The organism is Haemophilus sp. 27098_8_127, from assembly GCF_041433495.1.
Lineage (GTDB): Bacteria > Pseudomonadota > Gammaproteobacteria > Enterobacterales > Pasteurellaceae > Haemophilus_D.
This window is the reverse complement of record NZ_JAPWBP010000004.1, coordinates 75,822-100,256: the sequence shown is the minus strand read 5'-3', so window position 1 is coordinate 100,256 and position 24,435 is coordinate 75,822. Positions and strand designations below refer to the sequence as shown.

Sequence of the window (24,435 nt, the reverse complement as noted above, 5' to 3'; positions counted from 1 at the left end):
AGTGTTTACTTTCTATTTTATTGAGGAACTTTATTATGATGCGAATCCTTTTATTTTTAGCCACTAACTTTGCTGTGATGCTTGTGTTAGGGATTATTTTAAATGTGACCGGTATTGCAGGAAATAGTACAGGTGGCATTTTAATTATGGCGATGCTTTTCGGTTTTGCCGGATCGTTGATTTCATTATTTTTATCAAAAACCATGGCATTGCGCTCTGTGGGGGCAGAAGTGATTACCGAACCACGTAATCAAGCGGAACGTTGGTTGGTTGAAACGGTACGTCGTCAAGCACAGCAAGCTGGTATCCCAATGCCAGATGTGGCGATCTACCATTCTAATGATGCGAATGCTTTTGCTACGGGTGCGACTAAAAACAATTCTTTAGTGGCGATTAGTACAGGCTTATTAAACTCCATGACGGAAGAGGAAGCTGAAGCAGTATTGGCTCATGAGGTCTCACACATCGCGAACGGTGATATGGTGACCATGACTTTATTGCAGGGCGTATTGAATACCTTCGTGATTTTCTTATCTCGCGTAATTGCTAATGTGGTGGCGAGCTCCCGTAATGGTGATGAAGAAAGCCGTAGTTCAGGTATTTACTTCTTAGTCTCAATGGTGTTAGAAATCTTGTTTGGTATTTTAGCGAGCATTATCGCGATGTGGTTCTCACGCTATCGCGAATATCGCGCAGATGCAGGTTCTGCACAACTTGTTGGTAAAGAAAAAATGATTGCGGCATTACAACGTTTACAACAAATTCATGAGCCGCAAGAGATGGAAGGTTCACTTAATGCTTTTATGATTAACGGCAAACGTAGCGAACTCTTTATGAGCCATCCTCCGCTTGAAAAACGTATCGAAGCATTACGTAGTTTATAAAAGATAAAAAATAAAGGGCTAAATGTAATATTTAGCCCTTTTTATTTGTAGATTATTTAATATCCGCTAAGACTTTAGTGAGTAATTCCCAGTACGTTTGTACTGTTGAAATTTGGACTTTTTCATCTGGCGAATGCGCATTGCGAATAGTTGGCCCCACAGAAATCATATCAATATTTGGATAATGTTCTTTCAATAAGCCACATTCAAGCCCTGCATGAATCACTTTAATAACCGGCTCTTTGCCAAGCACTTCTGCATAATGTTTTTTCATTAAGGCTAAAATTGCCGTGTCGTTTACCGGTTTCCAACCAGGGTAAGAACCTGAGAATTCAACCGTTGCACCAGTGAGTTCAGCGAGTGAAGTTAAGGTTTCTTCTACATACTCTTTACCACTTTCAATAAGCGAGCGAATAAGAATCGTACCTTTGATTTTGTCTTCAAGAGTTTTTAATACACCAATGCTCAATGAGCTTTCCACGACATTTTTGATGACATCACTGTTACGAATAACACCGTTTGGTAACACATTCAGTAAATTAATCACTTTTTTGGTGGTTTCAAGCGTGAAAGTTTGTTGTGGATTTTCAACTTGCTCAGCGGTTAAGGTTAAGTTAGGTTCAGCAATAGCGAGCTCTTCTTTCAATAAAACTTCAAAATTTTTAACCGCACTTTTTACGCTTTCTACATCATGATTGAAGCAAATGGTTGCAGCGGCTTCACGTGGAATCGCATTACGAATTGAGCCACCACGAATTTCTGCAAGGGCAAAGTGCGGTTGATTTTGTGTAAGTTTTGCTAATAAGCGTGCTAATACTTTAATTGCATTCGCACGTGTGGTGTGAATATCACAACCAGAGTGACCGCCTCGTAAACCTTTTAAGTTAATTTGCAAACTATGGCTGAATGAATTGCTTTCACGGTGAACAGGTAGTTCAACATTAGCATTCACCCCACCAGCACAACCAATATAGATTTCACCAATTTCTTCGGTATCGGTATTAATTAAGATTTCTGATTTTAACCAGTTACGACGAAGATGTACGGCACCATCCATGCCGGTTTCTTCAGTCATGGTAAGTAACACTTCAAGTGGTGGATGTGCAATATCGGTACTTTCTAATACCGCTAAGGTAGAGGCTAAACCAATACCGTTATCCGCGCCAAGTGTCGTACCTTTTGCTTTTACCCAATCACCGTCGATATAAGGGCGAATAGGGTCTTGGGTAAAATTATGCGGATTGCCTTCATTGGCTTGTGGCACCATATCTAAATGTGCCTGTAAGACAACAGGTTGGCTGTTTTCCATTCCGGCTGTAGCCGGTTTACGAATTAATACATTGCCGGCCTCATCACGTTCTGCAAAGAATTGTTTTTCTTTCGCCCAGTTGACAATAAAAGTGGCGAGTGCATCTTCATGATGTGAAGGATGCGGAATCGTACAAATTTGATCAAACCATTTCCAAAGTAATTGCGGTTGTAATGTGGTAATTTCTGACATAAGGAACTCCTTTTTTCATTAAAATTTTTGCGGAAATCATAGCATAAAACGCCATTTCAGGTTAAAATTCCGCAATTTTTTTATTTAGCGACAAAGTTTAAGGTATTTGTTATGAGCGAAAAATATGTTGTGACTTGGGATATGTTCCAAATGCATGCCCGCAAATTAGCGGAACGTTTACTTCCTGCCACTCAGTGGAAAGGTATCATCGCAGTAAGTCGTGGTGGTTTATTCCCAGCAGCGGTACTTGCTCGCGAATTAAATATTCGTTTCGTGGAAACCGTGTGTATTGCGAGTTACGATCACGATGAACAAGGTGCATTAAAAGTATTACACCGAGCAGATGGTGATGGTGAAGGTATGATCGTGGTAGACGATTTGGTAGATACCGGCAACACTGCTCGTGCAATTCGTGAAATGTATCCGAAAGCAAAATTTGTCACAGTATTCGCAAAACCAGCAGGTGCTGAGTTAGTGGATGATTACGTGATTGATATTCCACAAAATACTTGGATTGAACAACCTTGGGATTTAGGTTTAACTTTTGTGCCACCATTAGCAAGAAAATAATAAAACCTAAATATAAAATTTTGTTACGCCGGTGCTTTTATAGTTCCGGCGTAATAATTATGACCAATTTATTTTGATTATGAATAATATGGACGCACAAAAAGCGCTAGAGCGATCTTACGTTTCCTCACTTGAAAATAAAGAATATGATGAAGCAGTCAAGCTGGCTGAAACGCTTTGCTTACTTGATCCTAATAATCCCGAATACTCTCATAAAATTGCTTATGTTTATTTGCAACAATTAAAATGGGAAGAGGCAATTGAGGCAGAATTAAAAACATTAAAAATAGATGCGCAATATATTCCGGCTTTAGATTTATTGGCACATGCTTATGGTGCACTAGATGATTGGGAGCGCTCAGGTTTTTATGGTAGTTTAGCCCTTGAGTTGAAAGATAAAGCTATTCCCGTTCCAACACAGGAAATGGTTCCTGCGTCTGCGCCTAAAAATGGTAAGCGAATTATCGCATTTTCTTTATTTGGTAATAACTCCAAATATATTGAGCCGGCTGTATTAAATACGCAAGTTTCTCCGATGTTATTCCCAGGTTGGGTATGCCGTTTTTATGTAGATGATTCAGTTTCTCCTGAAGCGATTCAACGATTAAAAAATAATGGTGCGGAAGTAGTTTATGTCACTTCACCTGTGAATAAATGGCCTGGTGCAATGTGGCGTTTTCTTGCAATTAATGATCCCGAAGCTGAGTATGTGATCTTCCGTGATGCTGACTCAGTAGTTTCTCACCGAGAAGCAGAAGCCGTGGCCGAATGGATTGAAAGTGGTCATTCATTCCATACAATGCGTGATTCTGGCTCCCATACCGCACTTATTTTAGCGGGGATGTGGGGGGCTAAAGCTGGTGCGGTGCCAGATATGGAAGCAAGAATTCAATGTTTTGTTGATAAGGGATATGACTCTCGCCATTTTGCCGATCAGGATTTCCTTGCTGAAGACTTGTGGGGTTATATTCGCCAAGATGTATTTTCGCATGATAGAGTATTTAACTTCTGTAATGCAAAACCTTTCCCTGGGGAGTTTTACCCTCATTACCAAATTGCGCATTGCGAAGGGGCAAGCAGTTTTGATGCGAAAACCTCTTTTGAAGAAGGAAGCAAAGTCAGATGGACGTTATATTCAAAAATATCGCCTATGGTGAATGTCGATTATTCCTTTATTCGTGTGCCTGAATTTAAAGTTTGCAGCTATGAAACTATCGTAGAGAATGGTCGATTTGAAGCATCAATACCAAGACGTTATGGATTCGCTTTTAAAGAAGGCTTAGCTAGAATAGATATTAAAAAAGCCTAAGTTATCTGTTTTAACTATCAACATAAGGATTATTAATGTCAACTCAACCGCGTTTTGTACACCTTCGTACACACACCGATTTTTCAATGATTGATGGTATCGTGAAAGTAAAACCATTGGTCAAGGCGTGTGCTGCAAATAATATGGTTGCATTGGCATTAACAGATTTTACTAATTTTTGTGGTGTGGTGCGTTTTTATGGAGAAACCCTTTCTTCGGGGATTAAACCGATTATTGGTGCAGATGTTCATGTTAAAAGTGAGCTATGCGGTGAGGAATTATTTACCCTCACTCTACTAGCTAAGAACAACGAAGGCTATAAAAACATCACCTTACTGCTTTCAAAAGCCTATCAACGTGGCTATGTGGACCTACCTTATATCGACCAAGAGTGGTTGATTGAACACCGTGAAGGTGTGATTATTTTATCGGGTGGCACACAAGGCGATATCGCGAAAAAACTCCTTAAAGAAAATCTCTCTGAAGCAGAAAGTGCGGTCAGTTTTTATCAAGAATTTTTCCCTGACCATTTTTACCTTTCGCTTTCTCGAACAGGTCGTCCGGATGAAGAGCGTTATATTCAAGCCGCATTAAAATTGGCTGAGGAACATGATTTACCGATTGTTGCAACCAACGATGTTGTCTTTCTCGCACCTGATGATTTTGAGGCACACGAAATTCGAGTTGCTATTCATGATGGCTATACCCTTGACGATCCGAAACGTCCAAAACGTTATACCGAGCAACAATATTTCCGCTCAGAAGAAGAGATGTGCGACTTATTTGCGGACATTCCTTCAGCACTTGAAAATACGGTATTAATAGCGCAACGCTGTAATGTGACTTTGCGTTTAGGGCAATATTTCCTCCCTCAATTTCCAACTGGCGAACTGAGTACGGAAGATTATTTGGTGATGAAATCTAAAGAGGGTTTAGAAGAGCGTTTGGCGTTTTTATTCCCTGATGAAAAAGTGCGGGCAGAAAGACGACCAGAATATGATGAGCGCCTTCAAGTTGAACTTGATGTGATCAACCAAATGGGTTTCCCGGGTTACTTCTTAATCGTCATGGAGTTTATCCAGTGGTCAAAAGACAATGATATTCCGGTAGGACCAGGACGTGGCTCTGGTGCTGGTTCATTGGTGGCTTATGCACTAAAAATTACCGATTTAGATCCCCTTGAATTCGATCTTCTTTTTGAGCGTTTCCTCAATCCAGAGCGTGTTTCTATGCCCGATTTCGACGTGGATTTCTGTATGGATGGACGGGATCGTGTTATCGATCATGTCGCAGAAACCTATGGTCGTGGTGCGGTATCACAAATTATTACCTTTGGTACCATGGCGGCCAAAGCGGTAATTCGAGATGTAGGTCGCGTATTAGGCCATCCTTATGGCTTCGTGGATCGTATTTCGAAAATGATTCCCCCTGATCCCGGCATGACTTTAGCCAAGGCTTTTGAGGCTGAACCACAGTTACAAGTAGCATATGATTCAGATGAAGAAGTTAAAGCCCTAATTGATATGGCGCGTAAGCTGGAAGGTGTTACACGAAATGCGGGTAAACACGCGGGTGGCGTGGTGATTTCGCCTTCTTTGATTACAGACTTTGCTCCACTTTATTGTGACAACGAAGGACTTCATCCGGTTACTCACTTCGATAAAAATGATGTGGAATATGCAGGTTTAGTGAAGTTTGACTTCTTAGGTTTGCGTACACTCACTATTATCAAATGGGCACTAGATATGATTAATGCCCGCCTTACTCGTGAAGGCAAACCGCCAGTTGATATTGCTGCTATTCCATTAGATGATCCCGAATCTTTTGAGTTGCTGAAGCGATCTGAAACGACCGCCGTATTCCAGTTGGAATCTCGCGGGATGAAAGATTTGATTAAACGCCTTCAACCAGACTGTTTTGAAGATATTATCGCGTTGGTGGCATTATTCCGACCAGGTCCATTACAATCAGGTATGGTGGATAACTTTATTGACCGTAAACATGGTCGTGAGGAAGTGTCTTATCCTGATGCAAACTACCAACATGAAAGCCTTAAACCGATTTTAGAGCCAACTTACGGTATTATTTTGTACCAAGAGCAAGTCATGCAGATTGCTCAGGTGTTAGCGGGTTATACTCTTGGTGGTGCGGACTTATTACGTCGTGCGATGGGTAAGAAAAAGCCGGAAGAAATGGCGAAACAGCGCTCAGTATTTAAAGAAGGTGCTGAGAAAAATGGTGTTGATGGCGAGCTTTCCATGAAGATTTTCGACTTAGTGGAAAAATTTGCCGGCTATGGTTTCAATAAATCACACTCTGCTGCTTACGCATTGGTATCTTACCAAACCCTTTGGCTGAAAACCCATTTCCCTGCTGAGTTTATGGCAGCGGTAATGACCTCGGAAATGGATAATACCGATAAAATCGTCGGCTTGTACGATGAATGTTTGCGTATGGGCTTAAAAGTTACCCCACCAGATATCAATGTAGGAAAACATCATTTCAGTGTGAATGAAAATGGTGAGATTGTTTATGGTATCGGCGCCATTAAAGGGGTGGGTGAAGGTCCGATTGATGCACTGATTACCGCTCGTAATGAAGGTGGGATTTTCAGGGATTTGTTTGATTTATGTGCTCGCGTTGATTTGAAGAAAATTAACCGTCGTACCTTTGAAAGTCTGATTATGTCGGGCGCGTTTGATAAGTTAGGGCCACATCGTGCGGCGTTATCTAAGAATCTAGAAGATGCACTCAAAGCCTCTGATCAGCATGCAAAAGATGAGGCCATGGGGCAAACCGATATGTTCGGTGTGCTGACAGAAACACACGAAGAAGTGGAAAATGCTTACGCCCATACGCCACCTTACACAGAAAAACAAATTCTAGATGGTGAGCGTGAAACCCTTGGTTTGTATTTAAGCAGCCATCCGGTAAGTCGTTATTTAAAAGAGCTTTCTCATTACAGTTCTACGCGATTAAAAGATCTCACGCCAAACCGCCGTGGGCAAATTAGCACTGCAGCTGGTTTGTTGGTGGCAACGCGTTTTGCAACAACGAAAAAAGGCAATCGCATCGGTATCGCAACCATTGATGACCGATCAGGGCGTTTAGACCTAACTCTATTCGGCGAAAGCTTAGACCAATTCGGCGAAAAACTACAAAAAGATACGGTTGTAGTGGTATCTGGTCAGGTGAGTTTTGACGATTTTTCTGGTGGATTAAAAATGTCGGTACGGGATTTAATGACCTTAGATGAGGCGCGTTCCCGTTATGCAAAATCTTTGGCTATCAGTTTGTCTGAGGAGCAGATTAGCCCAAGTTTTATTAAGAAATTGAAAGAAATGTTAGAACCGGTTAGTGGCGGTACTTTACCAATTAACGTATATTATCAAAGCGCAAAAGGTCGTGCGTTATTGCGTTTAGGGATTCAATGGTCGATTACACCAACGGATGAGATTCTAACAGAATTGGTGAATTTGCTCGGCGAAAATGCGGTAGAGCTAGAATTCGGTTAATATTCCAGTAAAAGTGCGGTCAAAAAATCAGTGTTTTTTCAACCGCACTTAGTCTATGTAAACAAAGCGAGAGATAAAATGGAAAAAATTATTATTGATGCAAACAGATTTTTACGCACCATTTCACGTATTTCCCATGAAATTATTGAAAAGCACCAAGATTTCGATAATGTAATTTTAGTTGGGGTAAAACGTCGTGGTGCTGAAATTGCCGAATTGATTCAACATCGCATTGAAGAGTTGAATGGAGTAAGTCTTCCAATGATGGAATTGGATATCACATTTTACCGCGATGACTTAGAGTATGTTGAACCTGAAAATCCAACCCCTGTGTATAGCGGTGCCTCAAGTTATATGAATATTCAGGGTAAAGAAGTCATTTTGATCGATGATGTTCTATTCACCGGAAGAACCATTCGTGCCGCGATGGATGCGTTAACGGATTTTGGTCGTGCAGCTAAAATTGAGTTGGTGATTTTAGTGGATCGTGGACATCGTGAATTGCCGATTCGGGCAGACTATGTAGGTAAAAATGTGCCGACCTCCCGTGATGAACAAGTTCAGGTACGTACATTAAAATATGATGGTTGTTATGAAGTGGCATTATTGCCTAAATAACGATCAGCCTATTGTGAACCTTTGATAAAATTGATAATCTAACGAGCATTATCCTATTATTTTTTAAGACAACTAAAATGAAAAAATCAATGTTAAAATCTCTTTTGTTTGCCATGATCGGTCTGTTTACGTTTTCTCAAGTACAAGCAGAAGAACGCGTTGTGGCGACCGTAAATGGTACACCAATTTTACAAAGCCAAGTGAATGCCGTAATGGGCAAGAAAGGTAGCCAACGAGCCGCATTAGATAAGATTATTGATGATATGCTGACAGAGAAAGCGATCAAAGAATCCGGTGTAAAAGTAAACCAAGCGGAAGTAAACCGTATCGTAGAAGATATTGCGGCGAAAAATGGTTTAACTTATGGTCAATTCTTAGATGCATTGGATTATCAAGGCATTTCCTTAAATGCATTTAAACAACAAATTTCTCGCCAAATGTTAATGGCGGGCGTGCGTAACCATGCTATTCAAAACAGCGTGGATGTGACTCGCGAGCAAGTGGATGCATTGGGTAAACAAATGCTCGATGAAGCAAAAGCAAAAGGTACCGCGCAAAAAGTGATGGGCAAAGAGTATGAAGTTCGTCATATTTTATTAAAACTAAACCCATTACTGAACGATGCACAAGCGAAAGCTGAATTAGAGCGTATTCGTGGTGATATTGTTTCAGGAAAAATGACTTTTGCAGATGCAGCCTTAAAATATTCTAAAGATTATTTATCAGGTGCGAATGGCGGCAGTTTAGGCTATGCCTTCCCAGAAGCTTATGTGGGCCCATTTGCAAAAATGGTTGAAACTACACCACAAGGTACTATTTCTGCACCATTTAAATCTGAATTTGGTTGGCATATTCTCGAAGTAACCGGCAGTCGTGATGGCGATAAAACAGAAGATGCTTATCGTCAAAAAGCTTACGAACAAATCGTGAATAGCCAATTACAAGAAGCAACCAAAGACTGGGTGAAAGCATTACGTAAAAATGCTGATATTCAATATTTCGATAAATAACAGAAAACGTTAGAATAAGGGGGCATTTTGCCCCTTTTGTCGTTTTTATAAAATGAGTGACGCATGAAAAAATTTTTTGTCTTTTTACTGATTCTTTTGCTAATTCTTGGCGGTGTTGGTTTTTGGGGTTATCAAAAATTAACTGAGTTTGTTCATACGCCGGTGAATGTCACGCAAGATCAATTGCTGACAATTGAGCGAGGCACTACTGGCAGTAAACTCGCCGCTTTATTAGAGCAAGAAAAAATTCTTGAACATGCCGATTTATTGCCTTGGTTATTGAAATTACAACCTCAGCTCAACAAAGTGAAAGCGGGGACTTATTCTTTAACGGGCGTGAAAACGTTGCAAGATTTATTGGATATGATTAATTCTGGCAAGGAAGCGCAATTTAGTGTGAAGTTTATTGAGGGTAAAACGTTCAAGGAATGGCGTAAAAACCTTGAAAATGCACCGCACTTAAAACAAACCTTGCAAGGTAAAAGTGATAAAGAAATTATGGCGTTATTGGATATTCCAGCCGTTGCAAAAGCCGTTTACGAATGGAATAACATGGATGGCTGGTTGTATCCAGATACCTATAATTACACGCCTAACTCGACTGATCTTGAATTATTAAAGCGTTCAACTACTCGTTTACAAAAAGCCTTAGATAAAGCGTGGAATGAACGTGATGAAAATCTCCCATTAACGGATCCATATCAGATGCTGATTTTGGCTTCTGTTGTGGAGAAAGAAACGGGTATTGCGGCGGAGCGCCCACAAGTCGCTTCCGTATTTATTAATCGTTTAAAAGCCAATATGAAACTACAAACTGACCCAACCGTGATTTATGGAATGGGTGAGCGTTATACCGGCAATATTCGTAAAAAAGATTTGGAAACGATGACCCCTTACAATACCTATATGATTGAGGGGCTACCACCAACACCAATTGCGATGGTGAGTGAGAGTGCTTTGCAGGCCGTGGCTCATCCAGCAAAAACGGACTTTTATTATTTTGTTGCCGATGGAAGTGGCGGTCATAAATTTACTCGTAATCTGAACGAGCATAATAAAGCAGTGCAAGAATATTTACGTTGGTATCGTAGCCAACAAAAAGGAGCCAACTAATGCAAGGCAAATTTATCGTGATTGAAGGCTTGGAAGGTGCAGGTAAAAGTACCGCCATGCAAACGGTGGTGGATACATTAAAATCCCTTGGTGTAAATGATATCGTATTTACTCGTGAGCCGGGTGGTACACCATTAGCAGAAAAATTGCGCCATTTAATTAAACATGAAACAGAAGAACTTGTTACGGATAAAGCGGAATTATTGATGCTTTATGCGGCACGAATTCAATTGGTAGAAAATGTGATTAAGCCAGCATTGGCAGAAGGTAAAATTGTGCTTGGCGATCGACATGATATGTCTTCACAGGCTTATCAAGGCGGTGGGCGTCAGTTTGACCAAACACTTATGGCGAATTTAAAAAATATGGTATTAGGCGATTTTGAGCCTGATTTTGTACTGTATTTAGACATTGATCCTGCAGAAGGGCTTGCTCGTGCTAGAGGTCGTGGTGAATTAGACCGCATTGAACAACAAGGACTCGATTTCTTCCATCGTACCCGACAACGTTATTTGGAATTGGTGCAGAACAACCCGAAAGCCGCCATTGTTAATGCAGGTCAGCCTTTGGAACAAGTACAAGCAGACATTCAAAGTGCGGTCAAAAATTGGTGGGTTTCACAAACAAAATGAGCGAACTTTATCCTTGGTTAGTGCCTACTTATCACAAAATTAGCCAAACTTTTAGCGAAGGTTTGGGGCATCATGCATTATTGATTAAAGCTGATCAAGGTCTCGGTGCTGAAGGTTTGTTTGAGGCTTTAACAAAACGCATTATGTGTCAAACACCGGATAATGCACCTTGTGGCCATTGCCATGCTTGTCACTTAATGGCAGCGCACAGCCACCCTGATTTTCATGTTTTAGCCTCTCAAGAAGGCAAAGACATTGGTGTTGATCAGGTGCGGGCGATTAATGATGTTGTCAGCCAACACGCGCAACAAAATGGCAATAAATTAGTATATATTCAAGATGCAGAACGTCTTACGGAAGCGGCAGCTAATGCATTGCTCAAAACTTTGGAAGAGCCGCGTCCGAACACGTATTTCTTATTGCAAACAGAGCCTTCCTCTTCGTTGTTAGCGACTATTTACAGCCGTTGCCAAGTGTGGAATGTGCCTTTGCCAACGGAAGCAGAAGCCTTAACTTGGCTTTCTTCTCAATTTCAGGCAGAAACATCTGAATTATTGACCGCACTTGCGATGAATTTGGGTCGTCCACTGTTAGCATTAGAAACACTCCGGCAAGGATTAATTGAACAGAGAAAAAATTTCCTACGTCAATTTTGGCTGTTTTATCGTCGTCGTTCACCTTTGGAAATTTTGCCTTTCTTTGAAAAAGAACGCACCATACAGCAAGTGGATTGGATTTTAGCGTTTTTAAGTGATGCCATTAAATACAAACTCGAAATACAAAATGGCTGGCAAACACTTGATCTTAAAACAGGTGTAACTCAATTTGCAGACGAGCAAACAGCGCTTGGGTTATTAACCGCAAATAAAATTATGCAAAAAGTGCGCTCGGATTTACTCACTATCAACGGCGTTAACACGGAATTAATGTTACTAGATGGTTTGACAAAGTTAATTACCGACGTATTTAAGGACTAAATAAATTATGTTTATCGTAGATTCCCATTGCCATTTAGATGCATTGGATTATGAAAATTTACACAAAGATATTGCTGATGTTGTGGCCAAAGCCCAAGCACGAGATGTGAAGCATTTATTGGCGATTGGCGTAACATTAAGCCGTTTTGAAAAAGCTTACCCTGAGTTAGCAAAATTTCCGAATGTGTCTTTGGCTTGCGGTGTACATCCACTAGATCTTGAAGAAGAACCTTACGATGCCGATCGTTTATTACGTTTATCCCAAGATAAAAAAGTGCTCGCAATTGGCGAAATTGGTTTGGATTATTATTACAGTGCAGATAATAAGGCATTGCAGCAAACGGTTTTTGCGGATCAAATCAGAATTGCTAATGAAGTGGATAAACCCGTGATTATTCATACTCGTTCAGCGCCAGAAGATACCATTGCCATGTTGCGTGAGCACCAGGCAGAAAAGTGTGGTGGATTAATTCATTGTTTTACGGAAACCTTGGATTTTGCGAAAAAGGCACTTGATTTAGGGTTTTATATTTCTTGTTCAGGCATTATAACCTTTAAAAATGCGGAAAGTATTCGTGAAGCTATTCGTTATGTGCCGGCAGATCGTTTGTTAGTTGAAACGGATTCGCCTTATTTAGCACCTGTACCTTATCGTGGTAAAGAGAACCAACCTGCCTATACACGTGAAGTGTGTGAGTATGTGGCAGCGTTAAAAGGGTTGTCTATGGAAGAATTTGCACAAATTAGTACACAAAACTTCGAGCGTTTATTTAAAATTAATGTACAATAAATCATCGATTTAAATGAGGGAGTTTTATGCGTAAGTTTTTTAAGTACTTTTTATTTTTAGTAGTCTTTGTTTTCCACGGCTTTATGTTCGCGGTGGTAGACTACGTTTTCCCACACTATGATGTAACGCGAGTAACCGGTGTGGAAGTGAAACGTGTGGATAAAGATGGCCCGATTACAAAATCGAATCCGGCTGATGGTCCAACGCGCGATGTGTATTTTATCAATACACAAAATGATGATGGCAAAATCATGGTGTATCGTAATGAAGATACCCGTTGGGGTTTTCCATTCTACTTTAAATTTGGTTCAGCGAACTTACAGGCTCAAGTTCAAGCCTTGGGTAATGAAAACAAATTAGTGCAAATCAAGTATTACGGTTGGCGGATGACGATGTTCGATGAATATCGCAATGCCGTTGCAGTGAAAGAAATCAGTGGCGATGTGACACCAAGCCATCCGATTTTATCTTGGGTATTCTATGCTTTCTTATTAATTACTCTTTTCCTTTCTATCCAATTTGTACGTGGCTGGTTCGACAGCGAAAATTAGCGTTTCTCAAATATGGGGCGTCATAGAACGCCCTCACAATTTAATAATAACATTTCTAGCTTAAAAACCAGCGGTAAATTGACCGCACTTTAAAGCCAATAAAGAGAACATTATGAGTTTATCTGCAGCGATTTTTATTTTAATCGTATTAATTATTGTCAGTGCAATCTTGTCATCAGCTGAGATTTCTCTCGCGGGTGCAAGACGCATTAAACTACAAACGTTGGCCAATGAAGGCAATATCAAAGCGGAGAAAGTTTTAAAATTACAGGAACAGCCAGGGCGTTTCATTACTGTAGTACAAATTGGACTTAATATGGTTGCCGTACTCGGTGGTGTGATTGGTGAAGCAACCATTAGTCTTCACTTACAGAGTTTTTTACATGAATACACTATGGCAGAATGGGTTGAGCCAGCCTCCTCTTGGATTGCTTTTTTCATGGTAACCACAACATTTGTTTTATTAGCCGATTTAATTCCGAAACGTCTCGCATTGATTAATCCTGAAGGTGTGGCGTTACGGACTATTGGCATTATGCAAGTCTTCATTTTCTTCTTAAAACCTATTGTATGGTTTTTTGATGGTCTTTCTAATATCTTCTTCCATTTAATGGGGATATCCACTAAGCGCGAAGATAATATGACTCCAGAAGACATTGTGGCGATTGTGGAGGCTGGTGCCGAAGCGGGCGTACTAAAAACACAAGAACATTATTTGATTGAAAACATCTTTGAAATGCAAGAGCGTACCGTGTCTTCAACCATGACGACTCGTGAAAACATCGTGTTTTTAGACCGCACTTTTACTCGTCAGGAAGTGTTGAATACCTTATCGGCTGACTCTCATTCTAAATTAGTGATCTGTGATAATGGTTTGGACAAGATTTTAGGTTATGTGGAATCCCATACTTTGTTGACGCTTTATCTTCAACAAGAAGTAGTAGATTTAACAGATAGCCGTTTATTACGCAAAGCGTTATTTATCCCAGATACGCTGTCGTTATACGAAGTATTGGAGTTGTTTAAATCTACGGGGGAAGATTTTGCGATTATCGTCAATGAATATGCGCTTGTAATGGGCTTAATTACCTTGAACGATGTGATGAGTATTGTGATGGGAGAATTGGTTTCTAACGAAGAAGAGCAAATCGTTAGCCGCGATGAAAACTCTTGGTTGATTGATGGGGCAACGCCACTTGAAGATGTGATGCGCGTTTTGGATATTGAATCTTTCCCTGATTCAGAAAATTACGAGACTATTAGTGGCTTTATGATGTATATGTTACGCAAAATTCCGAAAAAAACCGATTTTGTCGTATACGATAAATATAAATTTGAAGTCATTGATACCGAAAACTTCAAAATTGATCAAATTTTAGTTTCGATTGTCAAAGACAGCGGAGTGAGCAAAGAATCAGCGTAGTACTAGGTGTTACCTTGCTTAACTCCCCATTCTAAGTATAATTAACAGCGGTTTTAACCGCCTATAAATAAGGAAAATTTAATGTTTAAAAAAATCTCGATATTCTTTGTTGCAGTAATGCTTGCGGGTTGTTCTTCGATTTCAGATATGACCTCTTATATTCCGTTTATGGGTAAAGACAAAAAGGTCATTGATTTAGATAAAGATAAAATCGACCAAAAATCTTATGCCGCCGCTTATGAAGCCACTGTGGCAACCTATAAAGATCGTGTAACAAAAAATTTCTTTGTGGATAATTTTGCAAGTGGTGCGAATGACTGGTATCTCGGTCGTATTGTTGTACCAATCAAGCAAATTCAAGATAAACTCTACACAGGTGGTCATGATTCTGATGTGTATGCTTACTATAGCGGTGTGTTACATGCAGAAGCATTACAAACTAACTTCAGCCGTTTAAGTGCAAATTGTTGGCAAAAAGTGGATTCGCCAAGTGTGACGCAAGGGATCTACGATGCAATGCGTGATTTGCAAAAAGGCAAAGAGCGCGGTGAAAATGACGCCTACATTTCCCAAGGTAGCGAAATGCTACTCAAAGCCTGTACCGGCCAATAATCAATTTGAGCTGTTGATGAGAGACCTCATCAGCAGCTTTTCTTTTTTTAAATCATCAATGTGAAGGAGCAAGAATGTTAGAACTTTCGGAAAGCAACATTCATTTAAATGCTACGGCAACAAATAAGCTGCAAGCTATTGAAATGGCTGCAAGTGCGTTGGAGCAAGCTGGTAATGTTGAACAAGGCTATTTACAAGGCATGCTTGGACGTGAACAACAAACCTCCACTTTTTTAGGCAATGGGATTGCGATTCCACACGGTACATTAGAAACCCGTTCGATGGTGAAAAAAACTGGTGTGCAAGTTTTCCAATTTCCACAAGGTATTGAGTGGGGAAAAGGTAATATTGCTTATGTTGTGATTGGTATTGCTGCCCGTTCTGATGAGCATCTTGCTTTACTTCGTCAATTAACGCATGTTTTAGGTGATGAAGACACCGCGGCACAGTTAGCGACATTAACCGATGTTGAAAAATTCCGTGCGATTTTATTAGGTGAAAGCGATTCTTTTAGCATGACTGAAGAAACATTAAGTTTAGATATTGAAACGCAAAGTTTGCTCACCCTTACCGCCATCAATGCAGGTAAATTACAACAGCAAAGTGCGGTTGAAAATAGCTTTGTTTCTGAAGTGGTATCCAATTCTGCTCTGCCGCTTGGTAAAGGGTTATGGGTAACCGATGCCGTATCAGGTAATGTGAAAAATGCCTTAGCATTCAGTCGTGCGAAAACCATTTTTAATCATAATGGTAAAGCGGTGAAAGGCGTGTTGACGATTTCGGCAGTTAACGATCAAATCAATGAGACATTAGCGCGTTTATTGGATGATGAAGTCCAAAATATTTTATTAAGTGGTAATACGCAGCAAATTTTGACCGCACTTAATGGTGGTAAAGTGCCAGTTGCAGCAGCTACTCAATCTGAAGACCAAATCGCGACAGGTGCAGTGATTGGTACCTTTACTATTCGTAATGAACATGGCTTACATGCTCGCCCAAGTGCAGTGCTTGTTAATGAGGTGAAAAAATTCGCCTCCAAGATTACCGTACAAAATCTTACTCGAGAAACCGCTCCGGTTAGTGCAAAAAGCTTAATGAAAATCGTGGCATTGGGTGTGACTCAAGGTCATCGCTTACGTTTTGTTGCAGAAGGGGATGATGCGAAACAAGCCATTGAAGCCTTAGGTAAGATTATTGCAAGTGGACTTGGTGAAAGCGTATCAGCTGTGCCACCAGCTGAACCAGATACCATTGAAGTAAGCAGTGATCACGCACCACAAATTCACGAAGAAAAAACAGGTTTACCAGCAGATGCCATTGAAGCCGTATTTATGATTCGTAATGAACACGGTTTACATGCCCGTCCAAGTGCGGTGCTTGTTAATGAAGTGAAAAAATATAATGCGTCTGTTGCGGTACAAAACTTAGATCGTGACACCCAATTAGTCAGTGCAAAAAGTTTGATGAAAATTGTGGCGCTTGGTGTCGTGAAAGGTCATCGCTTACGTTTCGTCGCGAGCGGTGAAGAAGCTCAACAAGCGATTGACGGTATTGGTGCAGTCATTGAAAGTGGTTTAGGCGAAGGTCGGGGGTAAGTGATGGCAAAAGTAGCAACAATTACCTTAAATGCCGCTTACGATTTAGTTGGGCGTTTGCCTCGTATTGAAATCGGCGAAGTGAATACTGTTGAAACGCTCGGTATTTTCCCTGCAGGCAAAGGCATCAATGTCGCTAAGGTATTAAAAGATTTGGGCGTAGAGGTGGTCGTTGGTGGCTTCTTAGGGGAAGATAACGTCGGTGATTTTGAAACCTTATTTAAAAAACAGGGATTGGAAGACAAATTCCATCGTGTTGCAGGCAAAACCCGTATTAATGTAAAAATTACAGAAACCGAAGCGAATGTAACAGATTTAAATTTCTTAGGCTATCAAATCACCCCAGAAGCTTGGCAGCAATTTACAGCAGATTCATTAGCGTACTGCCAAAACTTTGACATCGTTGCAGTCTGTGGCAGTTTACCGCGTGGTGTGAGTCCTGAATTGTTTGCGGATTGGCTTAATCAGTTGCATCAAGCCGGTGTGAAAGTCGTATTAGATAGCAGTAATGCCGCACTCACGGCGGGTTTGAAAGCGCATCCTTGGTTGGTGAAACCAAATCATCGCGAATTGGAAGCGTGGATTGGTCATCCGTTAAATTCTCTTGATGAAATTATTGTGGCAGCCAAAAAACTTAAAGCCGAAGGCATTGCTAACGTCATTATTTCGATGGGAGCGAACGGTTCTTTATGGCTGAGTGATCAAGCTGTGATTCAAGCTCAACCACCTAAATGTGAAAATGTGGTGAGCACTGTAGGCGCAGGCGATTCTATGGTAGCTGGCTTAATTTATGGTATCGAAAAAGGCTTATCTCAAGCGGAAACTTTAGCATTTGCAAGTGCTGTTTCTGCTTTTGCCGTTTCACAAAGCAATGTGGGTGTGAGTGATATCGCCTTGCTTGAGCCAATTCTGGCAAATGTCAAAATTTCAGTGATTGAAGGATAATGTAATGAATTTGTTTTTAACTCAATCTCCGCAAATTGGTGCGGCAAAAGCCTATTTACTTCGCCAAGCATTGAGCGAGGTAGCGAAAAAAGCCAATCATACTGTGGTTGAACAAGCCAAAGAGGCGGATTTAGTGATTGTTTTCGGATCTAGTTTGCCAAACTCAGCTGATCTTGTGGGTAAAAAAGTCTTTTTAGCTAATGAAGACACGGTGATTGCTTCACCTGAAATAACGCTTACGAATGCACTCAATCAAGCAGTGGACTATGTTCAACCAGCTCAAAGTGCGGTTGGATTTAGCGGTGTTTCTGGTGTGAAAAATATTGTTGCTGTGACGGCTTGCCCAACGGGTGTTGCGCATACCTTTATGTCAGCTGAAGCCATTGAAACCTATGCTAAAAAACAAGGTTGGCAGGTCAAAGTAGAAACGCGTGGCCAAGTGGGCGCAGGTAATGAAATTACTCCTGAAGAAGTCGCTGCGGCAGATTTAGTCTTTGTTGCGGCCGATATTGATGTGCCGTTAGATAAATTCCAAGGTAAACCGATGTATCGTACTTCGACTGGTTTGGCTTTAAAGAAAACGGCACAAGAATTCGATAAGGCATTTAAAGAAGCGAAAATTTACGAAGGTGACGCAGCAAAATCTTCTGCTAAATCAGAAGAAAGTAGCGAGAAAAAAGGCGTCTATAAACATTTGATGACGGGTGTATCGCACATGTTGCCGTTGGTGGTTGCTGGTGGCTTATTAATCGCGATTTCCTTTATGTTTGGTATCGAAGCCTTCAAAGATGAAACGATTTTCCATGGTATTCCAAAAGCCTTAATGGATATTGGCGGTGGCGCAGCATTCCATCTAATGATTGCAGTATTTGCCGGCTATGTGGCCTTTTCTATCGCAGACCGTCCAGGGCTTGCGGTAGGTCTTATTGGCGGTATGCTAGCCACCACGGCAGGTGCCGGGATTTTAGGTGGTATTATCGCCGGTTTCTTAGCGGGTTATGTGGTGAAAGGATTAAATGCAACCATTAAATTGCCGGCAAGTTTAACTTCCTTAAAACCGATTCTAATTCTCCCGCTCTTTGGTACCTTGATTGTTGGTCTTGCCATGATTTATGTGATTAACCCTCCGGTTTCACAAATTATGACCACCTTAAGCGATTGGTTAAAATCCATGGGTGAAGTCAATGCGATGGTATTGGGTGGGATTATCGGTGCTATGATGTGTATTGATATGGGCGGTCCAGTAAACAAAGCAGCTTATACGTTCTCTGTGGGAATGTTGGCCTCTCAAGTTCACACCCCAATGGCCGCTGCTATGGCAGCTGGTATGGTGCACCAATTGGGATGGCGATTGCAACTTGGATTGCACGCAGTAAATTTACCCGTAATCAACGTGATGCAGGTAAAGCTTCTTTTGTCTTAGGCTTGTGCTTTATCTCTGAAGGGGCATTGCCGTTTGTAGCAGCCGATCCATTACGTGTGATTATTAGCTCGGTGATTGGTGGTGCAACTGCGGGTGCTATTTCGATGGCATTAAATATTTCTCTGCAAGCACCACATGGTGGTTTATTTGTGATTCCGTTTGTCTCTGAACCATTACTCTACCTAGGTGCAATTGCAACAGGGGCATTATTAACCGGTGTGGTTTACGCGGTGATTAAACCAAAGGCGACAGAATAGCCAATTATTTGATTAAAAAAGTGCGGTAATTTTTAACCGCACTTTTCATTTATCAGGTATAATTACAATGATTTAGGGAGAAATTATGGATAAATACAATAAACTCCGTATTGAATGGGATTGTCGTCGAGGCATGCTTGAGCTGGATAAAATCATCATGCCTTTTTATAAAGCGCATTTTGACCAACTGACTGACGACAAAAAAGATATTTTTATTCGTTTACTTGCCGCCACGGATTTACAACTTTTTTCGTGGTTTTTTAATGGCAGTCAATCAGACGATGCTGAAGTACAAGCGATGGTTGAATATATCCAAGATGTGCAGAAAACGAATGTCCGTTAATTTTTTTGAAATTTTTTATACATAAGGAACTTTTCAATTTTAACTCTGTCTGATAAAGCAACAATAGCTTGCTGTCTTGAATATATGAAGGCGTGTTAGACGTAGCATAGGAGATATATGGCTGAACAGCTAACAGATCAGGCTTTGGTAGAAAGAGTGCAGCAAGGCGATAAAAAAGCCTTTAATTTATTGGTTTCTCGTTATCAAAATAAAGTAGCCGGACTTTTAACCCGCTACATTTCTCATAACGACATTCCAGATGTTGTACAAGAATCCTTTATTAAGGCCTATCGTTCCATTGAATCCTTTCGGGGCGATAGTGCATTCTACACTTGGCTATATCGAATTGCCGTTAATACGGCAAAGAATTACTTAACGGCACAGGGGCGCCGTCCACCGAGCGAAGATATTTTGGCTGAAGATGCCGAAAGCTACGATGTGGGAACCCATCTACGTGATGTAGATACCCCTGAAAATGAAATGTTATCTAGCGAATTAGAAAAAGTGGTATTTGATACCATTCACAGTTTGCCAGAAGATTTAAGAACCGCGATTACCCTGCGTGAGCTTGAAGGGTTAAGCTACGAAGAAATCGCAGAAATAATGGATTGCCCAGTAGGCACTGTACGTTCTCGCATTTTCCGTGCTCGGGAAGTGATTGAGAACAAAATACAACCGCTTATGCAACGTTAAAATAAAGTCGGAGTTTATAAAATGCAAAAAGAGTTACTTTCAGCCTATATGGATGGAGAAGAAGTCAGTGCCGAGTTGACGGAACAACTTTGTCAGGATAAAGATTCACAAGAATCTTGGGCTGCATATCACGCAGTAAGATCAGTTATGCGTAAAGAGTCACCAGTGTTATTAGGTGCTGACTTTACGGCGAAAATGGCAGACTTAATTGAATTAGAAGAAGTGAAACACGTAGAGATTACTGTTTCTCAACCAACACCAGAAGAAGCAGACAGCTTACCATTTGTGCAAAAATTAAAAGCATTCTTTGCACCAATGACACAAATTGCCGTGGCTGCAGGTGTGTGTTTGGTGGCAGTAGTGGGTGTGCAATCATTCAATGCAAAAAGCACCTCGGTTACACCTGAAAACCCAGTTTTACAAACCTTACCATTTAACAATTCTGTTCAAGAAGTGAGTTACAACGCTCCGACCAAAGATGTAGCCACTTCGGAGCAGGTTGAGCAAAAAAATCGCCGAATTGGCACGATGTTGCAAAACTATGAATTACAGCGTCGTATGCATGCAGATAGCTTAAATGTGGGTAGCAACCAAGCGAAATAATTACTACAATTAATCGATAATTCACCACCTTAGGCGTGGTGAATTTTTTTCTGGATAAACCAATTTATTTATGAAAAAAACGTCTCTCAAATTAACCGCACTTTTAGGCTTATTCTTATTGCCTTTTACGGCATTTGCAGAAGAGCCAATCCAGTCATTAAATAAAATGTCGCAAGCCATGCGAGATTTAAACTATGAGCTTGCTTTTGTGCAAACTACGCCAACAAATATGGACTCATTCCGTTATCGTCATATTAAGCAAGGGCAAAAAGTGTATGCGCAGTTGGTGACATTAGATGGTGAACAGCAAGAAATCATCCAGCGCGGTAATTTAGTCAGCTATTTCCAGCCGGGTTCAGGTGCTTTCACGATTAACAGTGGTGAGATTGTGGATGCACTTCCTGCAGTGATTCGTACTGATTTTAGCAAGCTGAGTCAGAATTATGATTTTATTAAGCTTGGAAAAGACCGAATTGCAGGCCGATTCGTTGATACCATTCGTATTGTGCCAAAAGACGATTTTCGCTATCAATACCTTGTTTTCTTAGATGAAGAAAATGGTTTGTTATTGCGTGGTGATATGCTTGATCGAGAAGGCAAGTTACTTGATCAGTTCCGTGTCGTGACGTTATATATCGATGATCGTCTACGTGGTTTAACAGATTACCTTAATAAGGTGTCAGTGCCGCCACTTTTAAATGAAGGAAAACAAGAGTCATCCCTTTCAATCAATTGGAAAACTGATTGGTTACCGCAAGGGTTTGATTTAATTCGCCAGAATCAAGATGTGATAGATGGTGAAGTGATTGAAAATGCGTTATTTAGTGATGGTCTTTTCACTTTTACACTTTATATCAATAAAGCGGATAGCACCTCTGCAAAAGAAAACACGTGGAAACAAGGGGCTTACACGATTTACAGTGAAGTCATGGGCGATAAAGAAATAACCTTTATCGGACAGCTTCCAATTGCCGCAGCGAAACGAATTGTGCAAGGTGTAACATTCCTAAAATAATTCAGTAGCAGTGAGAAAGTTGCTATTTTGTTTCCCCTTGCTATACTCTCTTCACCTAATGGATTTAGATAGCTAAACCCCGTCCTGCGGGGTTTTGTTTTATCAAGTGCGGTCATTTTTCTTAAGGTTTTTACAATGAATAATCCCCTTCCCCTTCTTGGCATCACGGGTTACAGCGGTAGTGGCAAAACCACATTGCTGGAAAAATTGCTTCCTCAATTAATTAAAAAAGGTTTACGTGTTTCAGTCATTAAACATAGCCATCACAATGCTCATGTGGATAAAGAAGGAAAAGACAGTTGGCGCATGAAAGAGGCAGGTTCTGCGCAAGTTATCATGGCTTGTGATAATCGTTGGGCATTGATGACAGAAACCCCTCAAGAGCCGGTTTCATTAGCCTATTTAAGCCAACAATTTGATCGTCATTTAACGGATTTAGTTTTGGTGGAAGGATTTAAACAAGAACCTATTCCAAAGATTCTATTGCATCGACAAGAGATGACAAAACCGTTGCCGGAATTAGATGAAAACGTGTTGGCTTTAGCAACAGATTATTCGCTTGAAACTGACCGCACTTTATTAGATATTAATCACATTGAACAAATCGCTGAGTTTATTTATCAATGGTGGAAAAAGACGCAGTAATAGAACGTCAGCATTATAAAGGGCTGGCTTGGGTGGCTTCCATGGCTTTGTTTATGCAAAGCCTGGATGCGACTATTTTAAATACTGCCTTACCCACTATTGCAACAGATCTGCAAACCCCTGTCTTTGAAATGCAAATGGCGATTATCGCCTATTCTCTTGCCGTAGCCTTATTTATTCCTTTAACGGCTTGGGCGGCAGCGAAATTTGGTACGCTCACTGTTTTCCGCTCTGCTGTTTTTACCTTTGTATTAGGTTCCGTCGCTTGTGCGATGGCCACTTCTCTTGAGACCCTTGTGCTTGCACGGATTCTCCAAGGTATTGGCGGGGCATTTATGATGCCCGTTGCCCGTCTTGCGATTATTCAAACCGTACCGAAAAATCAATTAATTAATGCCTGGAATTTAATGGCAACAGCGGGATTGATTGGTCCGATTCTTGGCCCGATTTTAGGTGGTTGGCTTGTGGTGCATACGTCATGGCATTGGATTTTCTTAATCAATATTCCTATTGGCATGTTAGGCTTCTGGGCGGCGGCTAAAGTGATGGGAAATCATAAGGGTAATGCGTCTAAGTTAGACTGGACGGGCTTTTTACTCTTTGCATTTGGTTTAGTGGGTTTAACGCTTGGGCTTGATTTACTCGGTGAAAGTCATAGTGATCGCATAACCACATACAGTGCACTAGCGATTGGTATGGCATTATTGATGGCTTATTATTTTTATGCAAAAGGTAATGAACGTGCCATTTTGCCTTTATCTCTTTTCAATACAAGAACATTTCGATTAGGCATTGCAGCCAATATCTTTATCCGTCTTTCCGGTTCGGCTGTGCCGTTCTTATTGCCATTAATGTTCCAACTTTCTTTTGGCTATTCAGCTGAAGAGTCAGGTTGGTTGCTTGCACCCATTGCGCTAATGTCTGTCGTATTTAAACGTTTTATTGGGCATATCTTAAATATCTTAGGTTATAAAACCACGTTAATTTTATCGTCACTTTTAATGGCAGGTTCAACGGTTTCCATGTCATGGCTTGATACCTCATCATCAACGACGTGGATTATATGTAATCTGATGTGGTATGGTGCCTGTATGTCGATGATTTTTACCTCAATTAACACACTTACCGTTGGCGATCTATCACAGGCTCAAAGCGGTGTAGGCTCAACGGTGTTGAGCATTGTGCAACAAGTGGGTATCGGATTTGGTATCGCTGTAGCATCTATTATTTTGACGTTATATCGTCAATTTATGGGTAACGACGACGGTGCATTACAACATGCTTTCAGTTATACGTTTCTGACGACTTCCATTTTTGCTATCGCATTAGTTTGGATATTGAGCTATTTGCACAAAACAGATGGGGATCATTTGCGGAAAAAACGCTGATATTGAATGCCTTAGTCTAATTT

Annotated in this window: 22 protein-coding genes and 1 pseudogene; 22 read left to right on the top strand and 1 reads right to left on the bottom strand. The window is 40.8% G+C overall.

Translation table 11 applies throughout. The annotated features are described in order from the left end of the window. The first annotated feature begins 32 nt into the window (after positions 1-32). On the top strand, positions 33-884 hold the full coding sequence (gene htpX / locus O3746_RS06310; RefSeq protein ID WP_178162576.1) for a protease HtpX: 852 nt from the start codon (positions 33-35) through the stop codon (positions 882-884). Between the two features lie 52 nt (positions 885-936). On the opposite strand, the gene O3746_RS06305 is transcribed toward htpX, so the two are convergent. Then, positions 937-2,385 (bottom strand): aminoacyl-histidine dipeptidase, encoded by a 1,449-nt coding sequence (locus O3746_RS06305; protein WP_290991432.1) that lies wholly within the window; start codon positions 2,383-2,385, stop codon positions 937-939. 111 nt (positions 2,386-2,496) lie between these two features. Here O3746_RS06305 and gpt point away from each other — a divergent pair, with 111 nt between their 5' ends. The 21 genes and pseudogenes from gpt (at position 2,497) to O3746_RS06200 (ending at position 24,412) form a co-directional block, all read left to right on the top strand. Next, the gene (gpt, locus tag O3746_RS06300; RefSeq protein ID WP_049364228.1) at positions 2,497-2,955 is read left to right on the top strand and encodes a xanthine phosphoribosyltransferase; all 459 of its coding nucleotides are present in this window, start codon (positions 2,497-2,499) and stop codon (positions 2,953-2,955) included. An 88-nt stretch (positions 2,956-3,043) separates the two neighbouring features. Beyond that, positions 3,044-4,264, top strand: coding sequence for a lipopolysaccharide assembly protein LapB (locus O3746_RS06295; protein ID WP_232088525.1), 1,221 nt, complete (start codon positions 3,044-3,046; stop codon positions 4,262-4,264). A 35-nt stretch (positions 4,265-4,299) separates the two neighbouring features. Then, positions 4,300-7,779, top strand: a complete 3,480-nt coding sequence (dnaE, locus tag O3746_RS06290) for a DNA polymerase III subunit alpha (RefSeq protein WP_371448156.1) — start codon at positions 4,300-4,302, stop codon at positions 7,777-7,779. A gap of 78 nt (positions 7,780-7,857) precedes the next feature. Continuing rightward, on the top strand, positions 7,858-8,397 hold the full coding sequence (gene pyrR / locus O3746_RS06285; RefSeq protein WP_054420114.1) for a bifunctional pyr operon transcriptional regulator/uracil phosphoribosyltransferase PyrR: 540 nt from the start codon (positions 7,858-7,860) through the stop codon (positions 8,395-8,397). 77 nt (positions 8,398-8,474) lie between these two features. Next, entirely contained in the window at positions 8,475-9,407 is a 933-nt protein-coding gene (locus O3746_RS06280) for a peptidylprolyl isomerase (RefSeq protein WP_054420115.1), read from the top strand. Positions 9,408-9,470: 63 nt separating this feature from the next. Further along, entirely contained in the window at positions 9,471-10,520 is a 1,050-nt protein-coding gene (gene mltG, locus O3746_RS06275; protein WP_054420116.1) for an endolytic transglycosylase MltG, read from the top strand. Further along, positions 10,520-11,152 (top strand): dTMP kinase, encoded by a 633-nt coding sequence (gene tmk / locus O3746_RS06270; protein ID WP_049369999.1) that lies wholly within the window; start codon positions 10,520-10,522, stop codon positions 11,150-11,152. The genes mltG and tmk overlap by 1 nt, the downstream gene beginning before the upstream one ends. After that, a complete protein-coding gene (locus O3746_RS06265) occupies positions 11,149-12,129 on the top strand; it encodes a DNA polymerase III subunit delta' (RefSeq protein ID WP_049369998.1) in 981 nt (326 codons plus the stop codon). The genes tmk and O3746_RS06265 overlap by 4 nt, the downstream gene beginning before the upstream one ends. A gap of 7 nt (positions 12,130-12,136) precedes the next feature. Beyond that, entirely contained in the window at positions 12,137-12,919 is a 783-nt protein-coding gene (locus O3746_RS06260; protein WP_049369997.1) for a YchF/TatD family DNA exonuclease, read from the top strand. Between the two features lie 26 nt (positions 12,920-12,945). Next, positions 12,946-13,470, top strand: coding sequence for a DUF1523 family protein (locus O3746_RS06255; protein WP_049369996.1), 525 nt, complete (start codon positions 12,946-12,948; stop codon positions 13,468-13,470). Between the two features lie 112 nt (positions 13,471-13,582). Next, positions 13,583-14,893, top strand: a complete 1,311-nt coding sequence (locus O3746_RS06250) for a hemolysin family protein (RefSeq protein WP_049369995.1) — start codon at positions 13,583-13,585, stop codon at positions 14,891-14,893. A gap of 81 nt (positions 14,894-14,974) precedes the next feature. Next, positions 14,975-15,505, top strand: a complete 531-nt coding sequence (locus O3746_RS06245) for a hypothetical protein (RefSeq protein WP_049369994.1) — start codon at positions 14,975-14,977, stop codon at positions 15,503-15,505. Between the two features lie 74 nt (positions 15,506-15,579). Next, positions 15,580-17,100 carry a fused PTS fructose transporter subunit IIA/HPr protein gene (gene fruB, locus O3746_RS06240; protein WP_371448150.1) on the top strand — a complete coding sequence of 507 codons (1,521 nt, stop codon included), beginning with the start codon at positions 15,580-15,582 and terminating at the stop codon, positions 17,098-17,100. 3 nt (positions 17,101-17,103) lie between these two features. Next, a complete protein-coding gene (gene fruK / locus O3746_RS06235) occupies positions 17,104-18,045 on the top strand; it encodes a 1-phosphofructokinase (protein WP_371448148.1) in 942 nt (313 codons plus the stop codon). A gap of 4 nt (positions 18,046-18,049) precedes the next feature. Next, positions 18,050-19,725: pseudogene (locus O3746_RS06230) on the top strand (fructose-specific PTS transporter subunit EIIC). Between the two features lie 85 nt (positions 19,726-19,810). After that, the gene (locus tag O3746_RS06225; RefSeq protein ID WP_014064432.1) at positions 19,811-20,068 is read left to right on the top strand and encodes a succinate dehydrogenase assembly factor 2; all 258 of its coding nucleotides are present in this window, start codon (positions 19,811-19,813) and stop codon (positions 20,066-20,068) included. Positions 20,069-20,185: 117 nt separating this feature from the next. Further along, positions 20,186-20,761, top strand: a complete 576-nt coding sequence (rpoE, locus tag O3746_RS06220; RefSeq protein WP_014064431.1) for an RNA polymerase sigma factor RpoE — start codon at positions 20,186-20,188, stop codon at positions 20,759-20,761. Between the two features lie 21 nt (positions 20,762-20,782). Next, the gene (locus O3746_RS06215; protein ID WP_126469940.1) at positions 20,783-21,364 is read left to right on the top strand and encodes a sigma-E factor negative regulatory protein; all 582 of its coding nucleotides are present in this window, start codon (positions 20,783-20,785) and stop codon (positions 21,362-21,364) included. A gap of 70 nt (positions 21,365-21,434) precedes the next feature. Beyond that, positions 21,435-22,379 (top strand): sigma-E factor regulatory protein RseB, encoded by a 945-nt coding sequence (rseB, locus tag O3746_RS06210; RefSeq protein ID WP_371448145.1) that lies wholly within the window; start codon positions 21,435-21,437, stop codon positions 22,377-22,379. A gap of 135 nt (positions 22,380-22,514) precedes the next feature. Further along, the gene (gene mobB / locus O3746_RS06205) at positions 22,515-23,024 is read left to right on the top strand and encodes a molybdopterin-guanine dinucleotide biosynthesis protein MobB (protein ID WP_302129712.1); all 510 of its coding nucleotides are present in this window, start codon (positions 22,515-22,517) and stop codon (positions 23,022-23,024) included. Next, entirely contained in the window at positions 23,003-24,412 is a 1,410-nt protein-coding gene (locus O3746_RS06200; RefSeq protein WP_371448142.1) for an MDR family MFS transporter, read from the top strand. The genes mobB and O3746_RS06200 overlap by 22 nt, the downstream gene beginning before the upstream one ends. Positions 24,413-24,435: the final 23 nt, after the last annotated feature.